The organism is Achromobacter pestifer (genome assembly GCF_013267355.1).
Classification (GTDB): domain Bacteria; phylum Pseudomonadota; class Gammaproteobacteria; order Burkholderiales; family Burkholderiaceae_B; genus Achromobacter; species Achromobacter pestifer_A.
The window spans coordinates 372,404-384,752 of sequence record NZ_CP053985.1 but is presented as its reverse complement, the minus strand read 5'-3'; the positions used below and the strand labels follow the sequence as shown (position 1 = coordinate 384,752).

The following is a 12,349-nucleotide window of genomic DNA, read 5'->3' as shown; positions in this document are numbered from 1 at the left end:
ATGCAGGAGGTTGAAGGCGACGTCGGGCGGGGTGTCAGGCGGGGCGGCGCGGCGGGGCGCTGCTCCAATAAACGTTGTCGTTGAGCAGGCGTTGTTCCACTTCTGTCAGGCGGTTCAGCACCTCGTCGCCGCCGCGCGCGGTCAAACGCGCGATCAGGTGCTCGGCCAGGCCCAGCAGGCCAGCCGTGGTGTGGAAGAACGAACCGGGTCCCTGGCGCGCCGGGCGGGCCCGCACGCCTTCGCGGTCCGGGGGCGCGAAGCGCAGCACATGGCGGGCGTCGACGGCCAGCGGCGACAAGGGATCATCGGTCAGCGCGATGAGCGCCACGCCGCGCTGCGCGGCCTGGCGGGCCAGCTGCACGGTGGCGGTGGGATAGGGCGCCTGGGAGATAACGATCAGCGCGTCGCCGGTTCCCAGATTGTCGGCCTGCTCGGCGGGCGCGCCGCCCAGGCCATCTATGAGCACGCTGTTGCGCCGCACCAGCTGGTAGGCGTAGCGCATCTGAAAGGCAATGCCGAAGGCCGAGCGCGTACCCAGGAAGCCGACCTGCCGGGCTTGCAGCAGGGTCTGCACGGCGGCATCGAAGGCGGACGGAGGATTCAGCGCGCAGACGGAACTCATGGCCTGTATCTGGTAGTCGGTGAGCACGTCGTGCCCTGGCGCGGCGGGGTCTCCCGCCGCGGCCTGCAGGGCGGCCGCGCGCTCGCGCAGCCCCGGCGTGGCTTGCCCCGCCAAGGCCTGCTGGAACGGCTGGCGGAAATCCTCGTAGCTGGAAAAGCCGACGGCCCGCGCCAGCCGCAACATGGTTGCCGGCGCCACCCCCAGGGTCTGCGCCTGGCGCCGCATGGACCACAGGCCGACTTCGGCGGGATGCGCCACGACCCAGTGCGCCGCCCGTTGCAGTTCCGGCGGCAGCTGTTCCAGTTTTTCCTGGAGGGTTAGAAGAAGGTCGGATGGCAGCGTCATGTACGGCAGCAGGTTCCTGTAAAAAACAGATGATAGATCCGTGATAAATAAAAAAACATCTGTTTTTCTAAGGATTTCCACCTAGTGCAAAGAATAGGGCCGATGAAGTGCCGCGCAGGTAAGTCCTTGAAATTAGCTGTCATCCTCCGCAAATTGGCGCCCATTTACTTACATCGTGCAACGGGATTTTTGTTTGACGGGAATGAGTCGTGCGCATATCATTTGTGTAGAAATGAATTTGACCGAACCTTCTTCCCATGACTGACGCCGCGAAATCCGATCCCTCACAGCAATACGATTTGCGCATCTTGCGGGCGCTGCGCCGCATCACGCGTTCCATCGCCTTGCATTCGCGCCAGTTGTCCGCCGTCAGCCACATCACGGCGCCGCAGCTGATGTGCCTACGCACCGTGATCGCCAATGGCCCGATGACAGCCACCGCCATCAGCCGCGAAATGCACGTCAGTCCCAGCACCGTGGTCGGGATCCTGGATCGCCTGGAGGACAAGGGCTTGATCCGCCGCGAACGCGGCCGCGAAGACCGCCGCATCGTATTCGTCACGGCCACGGACGCGGGCCGCGAGCTGGCGCAAGGCGCGCCGTCGCCGCTGCAAAAGCACCTGGCCGACGCGCTCAACGCCTTGCCCGAACTTGAACAGGCCACCATCACGCTGTCCCTGGAGCGCATCGTGGCGCTCATGGAACAGGACGGCCAGGCCGCCGTCGACACGCATGGCGACGTGTCATCGCCCATTCTTGAAGTGCCCACGGGCGGGGCGCCCCCTGAATCAGGAATCGTTGCATGAGAAAAAACGAACTGGATACCCCAACCCTCTCAAGTGCCGTGGCGCCGGCGGTCAGCGCGCAGACCCATACCATGCGTCTGCCCGACCGCAAAGACGGCGCCGCCATCCACCGCCTCATTTCCGAGTGCCCGCCGCTCGACCTGAATTCCCTCTACGCGTACCTGCTCCTTGCTGAGCACTTCCGCGACACCTGCGTCCTGGCCGAAAGCGCCGGCGGACGCATCGACGGTTTTATCTCCGCATACGTGATCCCGGACCGGCCCGACACCTTGTTTGTCTGGCAGGTCGCGGTGCACACCCGCGCACGCGGCCATCGACTGGGCCGCGCCATGCTTCGCGAGCTCTTGCGCCGCAAGGGTCTCGAGCATGTCCGCTATCTCGAAACCACGGTGGGGCCTGACAACCAGGCATCGCGCCGCAGCTTTGCCGGCCTGGCCGGCGAGCTTGGCGCCCACGTCTCCGAACAGCCGTTCTTCGACCGGCAGCTTTTCGGCGGCGCGGACCATGACGACGAGATGTTGTTGAGGATAGGTCCGTTCGCCTTGCCGGCGCCCTAGGGGCGGCGCAAGCCCAGCGGTCTTATCGAATTACCGGGATGGTTGGCCGATCCGGATGCGCTCGCGCACCCGGAGGGGTTCTGGCCGCCCGTCCACTTATGAGATGAAAAGGGAGGATTAATCATGGACTTGAAGATCTTTGACCGGATGGAGTCGGAGGTACGGGGCTACATCCGGTCGTTCCCCGTGATATTCAGCCAGGCCCGGGGCTCGACCCTGATCGATGAGGACGGCACCGAGTACATCGATTTCTTCAGCGGCGCCGGCACGCTGAACTATGGCCACAACAATCCTGTTCTGAAGGAAAAGCTGCTGGAGTACGTCCAATCGGACGGCGTGGTGCACGGCCTGGACATGGCCACCAGCGCGAAGAAGCGTTTCCTGGAGACGGTGGACCGCGTGCTGCTCAAGCCGCGCAACTGGCAATACACCTTGCAGTTCACCGGCCCGACCGGCACCAATGCAGTGGAAGCGGCGCTGAAGATCGCGCGCCAGGTGAAGGGGCGTCCCAACGTCATCTCTTTCACCCACGGTTTTCACGGCGTGAGCGGCGGCTCGCTGGCGGTGACGGCCAACATGAAGTTCCGCGAGGCGTCCGGCTATGCGCTGGGCAACACCACCTTCATGCCCTACGACGGCTACTTCGGTCCGGACGTGGACACCATGGCCTATCTTGAACGCATGCTGGAAGATCCCAGCAGCGGCATGGACAAGCCTGCCGCCGTCATTGTGGAAACGGTGCAGGGCGAGGGCGGCGTCAACGTGGCGACGCTGCGCTGGCTGAAGGAACTGGACAAGCTATGCAAGCGCCACGACATGCTGCTGATCGTGGACGACATCCAGGTCGGCTGCGGCCGCACCGGCACCTTCTTCAGCTTCGAGGCCGCCGGCATCCGGCCCGACATCATCACCCTGTCGAAATCGCTGTCCGGCTTCGGCCTGCCGATGTCGCTGGTGCTGATGAAGCCCGAGCTGGACATCTGGAAGCCCGGCGCCCACAGCGGCACCTTCCGCGGCAACAACCTGGCTTTCGTCACGGCGACCCAGGCGCTGGAAACCTACTGGGCCAACACCGCCTTCACCACCGAGATCCAGCGCAAGGAGCGCCAGGTGCGCGACTGGCTGGAGAACCTGGTGCACAGCTATCCCAACGCCGGCCTGTCGGTGCGCGGCCGCGGCCTGATCCAGGGGCTGGTGTGCAACGCCACGCCCGCGCTGGCCAACCGCATCGCGCAGAACGCCTTCAAGAAGGGCGTCGTGATCGAAACCTCGGGCGCGCACGATGAAGTGCTGAAGCTGCTGCCCGCCCTGACCATCGAGGAAGAGCTGCTGGGCAAGGGCCTGGATGTGATCGAAGCCAGCGTCGCAGAAGCGCTTGCCGAAGAAGGACAGTCCGCCCGCATCCTGAAATTTGGAGGAAAACGTCAATGATCGTGCGCAATGTCAAAGATGTGATCGGCACCGCCGATGAAGTCCGCACCGATACCTGGGTCAGCCGCCGCGTGCTGCTGAAGAAGGACGGCATGGGCTTCTCCTTTCACGAAACCACCATCTTTCCGGGCGGCCGCACCCACATCCACTACAAGAACCATCTTGAAGCGGTGTGGTGCATCGAAGGCGATGGTTCCATCGAGACCATCGCCGACGGCAAGAAGTACGAACTCGGACCCGGCGTGGTCTATGCCCTGAACGAACACGACGAGCACTGGCTGTGCGGCGGCAAGGAGCCGCTGCGGGTCATCTGCGTCTTCAACCCGCCGCTGACTGGCCAGGAAGTGCACGACAAAGAAGGCGTCTACGCCTTGCCTGAAGCCGAAGCCCAAGCGGCCTGAAATACAAGGAGGTTCGCATGATCTCACCTGCACAGGATCCGTACGCCTCCCGTACGGATCGAAGTTCCGCCATCATCGCCCGCCAGGATCCGGTGGTCTATGAAAACGGCCAGTACGCCGGCGCATTGAACGCCGGCCAGGTCGAGCAGTACGAGCGCGACGGCTTCATCCTGTTGGAAAACCTGTTCTCCGACGATGAAATCCGCGCGCTGTCCACCGAGGTAGAGCGCATGACGCGCGACCCCTCGATCGTCCGCCGCGAAGAGTCCATCACCGAGCCCGGCAGCAATGCGGTGCGCTCGATCTTCATGGTGCACGTGCTCAACCCCATCCTGTCGCGCCTGGTGCGCGATCCGCGGCTGGTCAACGTGGCGCGGCAGATCCTGGGTTCCGAGGTGTACATCCACCAGTCGCGCGCCAACATGAAGCCCGGCTTCAAGGGCAAGGAGTTCTACTGGCACTCCGACTTCGAGACCTGGCACGTCGAAGACGGCATGCCGGCGATGCGCGCGCTCAGCTGCTCGGTGCTGCTGACCGACAACAACGAGTGCAACGGACCCCTGATGCTGGTGCCCGGATCGCATCGCCAGTTCATCTCGTGCGTGGGCGAAACGCCGAATGAACACTACAAGCAGTCGCTGAAGAAGCAGGAATACGGCGTGCCGGATCCGGTCAGCCTGCAGCTGCTGGTGGAGCAGGGCGGCATCCGCTCCATGACGGCCAAGGCCGGCTCGGTGGTGTTCTTCGATTGCAATACGATGCACGGCTCCAACAGCAACATTTCGCCGTGGCCGCGCGCCAATGTGTTCATGGTCTACAACAGCATGGAGAACACCTTGAATCCGCCCAAGTATGGGCTTACGCCGCGTCCCGAGCACATCGCGACGCGCAAGGGATTCAAGGCGGTCACGCCGCTGGATACCTTGAAGCTGGTCGGAGGCTGAGCCTCCTGTGAGAAAGCCCAGGCGCTGCCTGGGCTTTTTTCTTGTGGGCGTCTGCTATTCTCTGCGCACTTCGCCACATTGAGGCTCCGCACGCCATGTCCGCCCGCATACTCAGCCTGCACATCTACCCGGTCAAATCCTGCGCAGGCATCGCGCTGAACGAATCGCCCATCGACCGCGCGGGGCTGGCCCATGACCGCCGCTGGATGCTGATCGGCGCCGACGGCCAATTCATGACGCAGCGGCAGTGGCCGGCGATGGCGCTGATCCGCACGGCGCTGACCGGGCAGGCCTTGCGCCTGACCGCGCCGGGCATGCCCGATCTGGACGTGCCGCTCGATGGCTCGGAACTTTCGCCTGAGGCCGAAAGCGTGACAGTCTGGAAGGACAGCATCGCCGCGCGGCGAGAAAGCGCGGCTGCGGGGCAGTGGCTGTCGGATTTTCTCAAGACGCCGTGCCGGCTGTATAAGGTGGACGCGGCCGCGCGGCGACCGGCCAAACTCGATTGGGTGGGGCGCTGGATCGAGGCGCATCCGGATCTGGCGGACAGCTTTTCGGGCGACCATCATTTCGGCTTCGCCGACGGCTTTCCGCTGTTGGTGGCGAACCAGGCGTCGCTGGACGACCTGAACGCCCGCCTGCGGGCCAAGGGCGTGGCGCCGGTGCCGATGGACCGCTTCCGGCCCAATATCGTGGTCGAGGGCGAATGGGAAGCCTTCGAGGAAGACCACACCGCCATGATCGAGGCCGCGGGCGTGAAGATGGCTTTCGTCAAGCCTTGCACCCGTTGCTCGATTCCCGATATCGACCAGAACACCGCCCAGCAGTATGAAGAGCCTGGCCGCACGCTGGCGGGTTACCGCAACCTGGAAATCGGCGTGGTGTTCGGTCAGAACGCCATCCTGGACGCGCCCGAAGGCGCGCGCCTGAAGGTGGGTGACGGGGTCGGGATCGAACTGGATTTCTGATCCCGGACCCGGCGCGCCGGGGAGGCTACACGCCCATTTGCTTGGCGATGATGCTGCGCATGATCTCGCTCGTGCCGCCGCCTATCGGGCCTACCCGGGCATCGCGGAAGTACATCTGCATTTCGTTCTCCATCATGTAGCCCGCGCCGCCCATGATCTGGATGCCCATGTCGGCGCACTTGCAGTTGTTTTCGGTCGCGACGACCTTGGCGATCGCGGTCTCGGAGGTGGGCTGCAGGCCGGCGTCGAGCATGTCGGCCACCCGGTAGGTCAGCACCCGCGTGGTCTCCGCCATGATCTGCATGTCGGAGAACTTGTGCGCTACCGCCTGGTATTGGCCTATCGGTTTGCCGAATTGCGTCCGGGTGTCCGCGTATTCCTTGGCGGAGTCGATGATGCGCTGGATGTTGCCGCTGGCGGCGGCCGACAGGCAGAGGCGTTCGAGATTCAGCCCGCGCATCAGGCCGTTCCAGCCGCCATTCAGGGTCCCGAGCATGTGCGCGGCGGGCACCCGGACATTGTCGAAAAACACTTCGTTGGTATGGATCATCCGCCGGCCCAGGGCCTTGAGCGGCCGTATCGTCACCCCCGGCGAGTCGGCGTCGACCATGAACAGGGTGATGCCATGGCGTCCCGCATCGCGGTCTGTCTTGGTTGCAACCACCAATTGGTGGGCGACATGCGCGCAGGTGATGAATACCTTCTGGCCGTCGATGACGTAGTCGTCCGCGTCCTGCACCGCTCTCGTGCGGATGGCGCTGACATCGGATCCCGCCTCGGGTTCCGTCAGGCATAGGGCCATGCGCGTCTTGCCGCTGATGATGCGGGGCAGGATCCTGTGCTTTACCGCTTCCGATGCGCCATGGCTGATCTGCATGCCGCCGTAGACCACGGTCGCCAGGTACGCCGACGCCATCTGCGCATTGTGATAGGCGACCGTCTCGATGAAGATCGCCAGATCCTTGAAGGAGCTGCCGCTGCCGCCGAAGTCCGCGCCATAGGGCAGGCCCATCCAGCCGGCCCGCGCCAACGCGTCGTAGGCTTCGAAAGGGAATTCGCTCGCATCGTCGAGTTCGCGGATCTTCTCCCGGGGCAGCGCCTGTTCAAGCAGGGGCAGCACGCTGGCGCGGATCATGCGCTGAAACTCGGTCAGTTGGTAATCGTCGGGCAGGCTCACGTTTCTTACTCCCATTGATGTGGTGCCGGTCTGGTATGCAAGTACCGTGCCACCCGCGCCCTTCCTCCTGGGAAGGGGCGGTTCAACGAGGGGAAGGGGGCGATCCGCGGCGACATGTGCGCCGTGCGCACATTCGTGTCGCCGGGAAGAAACGGGGCTGGCGGGCGGCCGGGATCGCGCAGCCCGCCGCAGGGGTCTTAAGCCGAGGACAGCTTCAGGCCTACCAGGCCGAGCACGATGAGGGCGACGCTGGCGATGCGCATCCAGCTGGTGGACTCGCCGAACAGCACGATGCCGGCCACGAAGGCGCCGATGGTGCCTATGCCCACCCATACCGCATAGGCGGTGCCCAGGGGCAGGGATTTCATCGCCACCGCCAACAGCCAGACGCTGATGGCCATGCCCCCGGCGGTGATGACCGACGGCCAGAGGCGGGTAAATCCGTGGGTGTATTTCAGGCCTACGGCCCAGACGATTTCAAACAGGCCTGCGAGAACCAGGATGATCCAGGTCATTACGACTCCTACGCTTGTGCTGCCGGCGTGCCGCCGGCGCGAGGGGCCGTCCCCAGAATCATACGCACCGGCCGTCCGGCCGCGCGCGGCAACGGGCCGTCCCGCTGCGGCAAAAATTATAGAATACCGGGTTCATACGGCAAAACCGGGTGCCGGGCATCACTCTTGCAACACTTCGCGTTCCGGGCGCGAAACCAGGATATTTATCATGCAACGCATCATGCTGCGGGCAAAACTGCACCGCGCCACGGTCACCGAAGCCGACCTTCACTACGAAGGATCTTGCGGCATCGACGAAGACTTGCTCGACGCCGCCGGCATGCGCGAGTTCGAACGCATCGAGCTCTACAACGTCACCAACGGCGAACGCTTCGACACCTACATCATCAAGGCGGCCCGCGGCAGCGGCGCCATCTCCTTGAACGGCGCCGCCGCGCGCCGCGCCCAGGTCGGCGATCTGCTGATCATCTGCACCTATGGCCCGATGTCCGAAGTCGATTCGGCCACGCACAAGCCGCAGGTGGTCCTGCTGGACGACGCCAACCGCGTCAAGGAAATCCGCAAGTTCCCGGCCTGAGGCCGGGCCGGGCGGAGCGCCCCACGCGCGGCGCTCCGCCAAAACCCTGAACCGTTTCATCATGAGCTTCCAGGTCATCATCCAACCCAGCCAGCACCAATTTCCGGCCGAACCCGGCCAGACCGTGCTCGATGCCGCGCTGGCCGCTGGCATCGTCCTGCCGTATAGCTGCCGCAACGGCGCCTGCTCCACCTGCAAGGGCCGCGTGGTGTCCGGGGAGTTCGATGCCGGGCAGTACCCCGCGCAGATTCTTTCGCCCGAGGAACTGGCCGACGGCTACACGCTGTTCTGCCAGGCTCGGCCTGAATCCGACATGGTGGTCGAATCCACCGAAGTCCGCCTGGCCAGCGACATCCAGATCCGCAAGCTACCTTCGCGCGTACAGGCGCTGGAACGCGTGGCCCCGGATGTCACGGTGATCAAGCTGCAGCTGCCCGCTTCCGAGCAGTTCCGCTACTACGCCGGCCAGTACATCGAAGTCATCCTGAAGGACGGCCTTCGGCGCAGCTATTCGATGGCGGGCGCGCCGCACACCGGCAGCCCGCTGGAGCTGCACGTCCGGCACATGCCGGGCGGCGTGTTCACCGACCACGTGTTCGGTGCCGGGGACACGCAGATGAAAGAGCGCGAAATCCTGCGCCTGGAAGGGCCGTTCGGCTCCTTCTTCCTGCGTGAAGATAGCGACAAGCCCGTCGTGCTCCTGGCCAGCGGCACGGGCTTCGCCCCGGTCAAGGCCATCGTTGAGCACATGATCCACAGCAACATCAAGCGCCCGGTGGCGCTGTATTGGGGTGGCCGCCGTCCGCGCGACCTCTACATGGACGCGCTGGCGCAATCGTGGGCCGGCATGCTGCCCGGCTTCCGCTACGTGCCGGTGGTGTCCAATGCCTTGCAGGAAGACGGCTGGACCGGGCGCACCGGCTTCGTCCACGAAGCCGTCATGCAGGACATCGCCGACCTGTCGGGCCATCAGGTCTACGCCTGCGGCACGCCGCTGATGGTGGATGCGGCAAGGCGCGAATTCAGCGTCCAGAACGGGCTGCCGCCGGAAGAGTTCTACGCCGACGCCTTCACGTCCGAAGCGGACCTGGCCCGGGCCGCGGCCCAGTCTTGAGTAACAGGGCATGAGCGAACAGGGGTGGAGCGAGCGGGCCTGGAAAGGTTTGTGACTTCCGCCCCTTTTTATTCCGTAGGCGCGGGCAAGGCGCCAGGGTAAACTGCCGTGGCAGCAGCTTGCCATGGATCGTGGACATAGGGTCGGCGAACCGAGCTGGCACGCAAGGAGCAATGCGGGCATGAAAGTAGCGGTATTGGGTGGCGGCATCATCGGAATCTCCAGCGCCTGGTGGCTGAACCAGGCCGGCCATGACGTCGTGGTCATAGATCGCTGCACCGGTCCCGCCCAGGAAACCAGCCTGGCCAATGGCGCCCAGATCTCGGTGTCCTACGCCGAGCCCTGGGCCAATCCGCAGGCCCCGCTCAAGCTCCTCAAGTGGATGTTCCAGGATGACGCTCCGCTGCTGTTCCGTCCGCAGCTGGACTGGCGGCAATGGATGTGGGGCCTGGCGTTTCTGCGCGAGTGCCTGCCCGGCCGCCTGGCTCCCAATATCCGCGCCATGGTGCGCATGGCGGAATACAGCCGGGCGACCCTGCGCGGCATGCGCACGGAACTCGGCATCCAGTACGACCACCTGGAACGCGGCATCCTGAATTTCTACCGCGATCCCCACGAATTCGAGAATTCGCAGCGCGCTGCGGGCCTGATGCGCGATTTCGGCGTGGAACGCCGCGTGGTGTCGGCCGATGAGGTCATCGCCATCGAGCCTGCGCTGGCGCCGCACCGCCAGACCATCGTCGGCGGCGATTACACGCCCGAGGACGAAAGCGGCGACGTGCACCTGTTCACCGTGGCCCTGGCCGAGCGTTGCGCCCAGGCCGGCGTCGAGTTCCGCTACAGCACGCGCGCCACGCGCCTGCTGACCGCCGGCGGCACGGTGCAGAGCGTCGAAATCATCGAACCCGACGGCCGCTACGGCGTCTTGTCGGCCGATGCCTACGTCGTGGCGATGGGCAGTTTCAGCCCGTACCTGCTGCGGCCGCTGGGCGTGCCCTGCAATGTCTATCCGGCCAAGGGCTATTCCGCGACTTTCCCGGTGATCAAGCCGGATGCCACGCCCACGGTCAGCCTCACGGACAGCAGCCACAAAGTCGTTTTCTCGCGCCTGGGCGACCGGCTGCGCATGGCTGGAACCGCCGAGCTGTCGGGCTATTCCCGCAGCCTGAACACCGGACGCTGCGAAGCCATGACCCGCCTGGCGCGCGAACTTTTTCCCGATGCGCTCGATTTCGAGCGCGTCAGTTACTGGTCGGGCTTGCGCCCGTCCACTCCCTCGAACGTGCCCATCATCGGCCGCAGCCGTATCCCCAACCTGTACGTCAACACAGGACACGGTACGCTCGGTTGGACGATGGGCGTTGGCTCGGGCCGGGCATTGGCCGATCTGCTCAGCGGAAGGCGGCCGGAACCGGAGTTTCCTTTTCTTGGTCTGTGAACCTATGAAGAATCTGCAATTGGCGGGCGTTGCCCGCGCGATGTTCGCCAGCCGGCGCGCATGGTTGTTCGGCGCCGCCATGGCGATGGCCGGCGCGGCGAATGCTGCCGCGGTCGAGATCCAGGTCTGGCACACGCTGACCGACGCAAACAAGGCCGAGTTCGAAAAGCTCGCCAAGCAATACAACAAAGAGCAGGACCAGGTCCGCGTGACGCTGCGCGGCTTCGCCTCGTCCAGCGCGCTGGAACAGGAAGCCGTCACGGCGGTCAAGGCCAAGAAGGGTCCGAACCTGCTGCAGCTGACCGACAACCACTCGCCTGAAGTCGTTGCCCAGCACAAGGCCGTGCTGCCGCTGTACGAACTGCTGGCCAAGTACCCGATCAAGGACCTGACCTGGTTCGTGCCCGCCACCAGCAGCTTCACGCGCGACAGCAAGGGCCGCCTGCTGGCCTTCCCCTGGATGGCCGAAGTGCCGGTGATGTTCTACAACACCGCCGCCTACAAGAAGGCCGGCCTGGATCCCAACAAGCCCGCGCGTACTTGGACTGGCCTGCAGGCCGAACTGCTGAAGCTGCGCGACGTGGCCGACATCGACTGCCCGTACGCCTCCAGCGACCAGGTCACGGTCCATCTGGAGAACCTGGCGCCGATCAACAACCAGCAGTTCACCAGCAACAACAACGGGCTGGACGCGGTCACCAAGAAGTCGGCCGCGCCGGCCATGCAGTTCGACACGCTCTACATGCGCCACATCTCGCTGATGGTGAGCTGGAAGCGTTCGCTGCTGTTCATGGCGCATTCGGGCGACAACGCCAGCGACAAGCTGTTCGCCAAGGGCGAATGCGCCGTGCTGACGGCGAACACCGGCGCGTTCGGCCAGTTCCTCAGCACCAAGTCGCTGTCCTTCGGCGTGGCGCCGCTGCCTTACTACGACCAGGTCACCAAGGACGGCGGCAAGCCTTTCGTGAGCGGTTCGGCGCTGTGGGCGCTGGAAGGCCATCCCCAAGCCGAGGAAAAGGCCACCGCCCAGTTCCTGGCCTGGCTGTCCAAGCCCGTCATCGCGGCGGAATGGCATCAGCGCACGGGCTACCTGCCGCTGACCGAGGCCGCTTTCCGCGCTTCGGACGTGTCGTTCTATGACCGCATTCCGGGCGTCCAGGCACTGATCGCCTCCATGCGTACCAACCCCACGGCGAACAGCCGCGGCTTCCGCATGGCCAACTACGAGCGCATCGAGCCGGTGTTGAACCAGCAGCTCAACGAGGCCTTCGAAGGCAAGGTGCCGCCGGTCGCGGCGCTGAACAACGCCGCCACGCAGGCGCGCAGCATCGCGGCGCAACGCTGATCCCAGGCGGGCGGCGCAAACGCCGCCACGCCCTGATGCAAACCCGGTCTCTGGACCGGGTTTTTTTTGTCCGGACGCTGCGCGACCAAACCATCCCTGCGTACATGCC

General features: G+C 64.8%; 13 protein-coding genes. 10 read left to right on the top strand and 3 right to left on the bottom strand.

Features of this window, described 5'->3' with window-relative positions:
- Positions 1-34: 34 nt before the first annotated feature.
- Positions 35-967 carry a MurR/RpiR family transcriptional regulator gene (locus FOC84_RS02215; protein ID WP_173142994.1) on the bottom strand — a complete coding sequence of 311 codons (933 nt, stop codon included), beginning with the start codon at positions 965-967 and terminating at the stop codon, positions 35-37.
- A 257-nt stretch (positions 968-1,224) separates the two neighbouring features.
- Here FOC84_RS02215 and FOC84_RS02210 point away from each other — a divergent pair, with 257 nt between their 5' ends.
- The 6 genes from FOC84_RS02210 to FOC84_RS02185 all read left to right on the top strand — a co-directional run bounded on the left by FOC84_RS02210 (position 1,225) and on the right by FOC84_RS02185 (position 6,074).
- Entirely contained in the window at positions 1,225-1,773 is a 549-nt protein-coding gene (locus FOC84_RS02210) for a MarR family winged helix-turn-helix transcriptional regulator (RefSeq protein ID WP_173142993.1), read from the top strand.
- On the top strand, positions 1,770-2,330 hold the full coding sequence (ectA, locus tag FOC84_RS02205; protein WP_088139538.1) for a diaminobutyrate acetyltransferase: 561 nt from the start codon (positions 1,770-1,772) through the stop codon (positions 2,328-2,330). The genes FOC84_RS02210 and ectA overlap by 4 nt, the downstream gene beginning before the upstream one ends.
- 123 nt (positions 2,331-2,453) lie before the next feature.
- Positions 2,454-3,761: a diaminobutyrate--2-oxoglutarate transaminase gene (ectB, locus tag FOC84_RS02200; protein WP_173142992.1), complete on the top strand. Its 1,308-nt coding sequence runs from the start codon at positions 2,454-2,456 to the stop codon at positions 3,759-3,761.
- Positions 3,758-4,162, top strand: coding sequence for an ectoine synthase (locus tag FOC84_RS02195; protein ID WP_006387829.1), 405 nt, complete (start codon positions 3,758-3,760; stop codon positions 4,160-4,162). Before ectB ends, FOC84_RS02195 begins: the two co-directional genes overlap by 4 nt.
- A 17-nt stretch (positions 4,163-4,179) precedes the next feature.
- Positions 4,180-5,106: an ectoine hydroxylase gene (gene thpD, locus FOC84_RS02190; protein ID WP_173142991.1), complete on the top strand. Its 927-nt coding sequence runs from the start codon at positions 4,180-4,182 to the stop codon at positions 5,104-5,106.
- 95 nt (positions 5,107-5,201) lie between these two features.
- Positions 5,202-6,074, top strand: a complete 873-nt coding sequence (locus FOC84_RS02185; protein ID WP_173142990.1) for an MOSC domain-containing protein — start codon at positions 5,202-5,204, stop codon at positions 6,072-6,074.
- A 25-nt stretch (positions 6,075-6,099) separates the two neighbouring features.
- Here FOC84_RS02185 and FOC84_RS02180 read toward each other — a convergent pair whose 3' ends face one another.
- The gene (locus FOC84_RS02180; protein ID WP_173142989.1) at positions 6,100-7,251 is read right to left on the bottom strand and encodes an acyl-CoA dehydrogenase family protein; all 1,152 of its coding nucleotides are present in this window, start codon (positions 7,249-7,251) and stop codon (positions 6,100-6,102) included.
- A 197-nt stretch (positions 7,252-7,448) separates the two neighbouring features.
- On the bottom strand, positions 7,449-7,766 hold the full coding sequence (gene sugE / locus FOC84_RS02175) for a quaternary ammonium compound efflux SMR transporter SugE (protein ID WP_173142988.1): 318 nt from the start codon (positions 7,764-7,766) through the stop codon (positions 7,449-7,451).
- Between the two features lie 208 nt (positions 7,767-7,974).
- Here sugE and panD point away from each other — a divergent pair, with 208 nt between their 5' ends.
- The 4 genes from panD (at position 7,975) to FOC84_RS02155 (ending at position 12,240) form a co-directional block, all read left to right on the top strand.
- Positions 7,975-8,343, top strand: a complete 369-nt coding sequence (panD, locus tag FOC84_RS02170) for an aspartate 1-decarboxylase (RefSeq protein ID WP_173142987.1) — start codon at positions 7,975-7,977, stop codon at positions 8,341-8,343.
- 61 nt (positions 8,344-8,404) lie between these two features.
- Positions 8,405-9,457 carry a CDP-6-deoxy-delta-3,4-glucoseen reductase gene (locus tag FOC84_RS02165; protein WP_173142986.1) on the top strand — a complete coding sequence of 351 codons (1,053 nt, stop codon included), beginning with the start codon at positions 8,405-8,407 and terminating at the stop codon, positions 9,455-9,457.
- A 181-nt stretch (positions 9,458-9,638) separates the two neighbouring features.
- Positions 9,639-10,895, top strand: coding sequence for a D-amino acid dehydrogenase (locus FOC84_RS02160; protein ID WP_088139551.1), 1,257 nt, complete (start codon positions 9,639-9,641; stop codon positions 10,893-10,895).
- A 4-nt stretch (positions 10,896-10,899) separates the two neighbouring features.
- Positions 10,900-12,240, top strand: a complete 1,341-nt coding sequence (locus FOC84_RS02155) for an extracellular solute-binding protein (RefSeq protein WP_173142985.1) — start codon at positions 10,900-10,902, stop codon at positions 12,238-12,240.
- Positions 12,241-12,349: the final 109 nt, after the last annotated feature.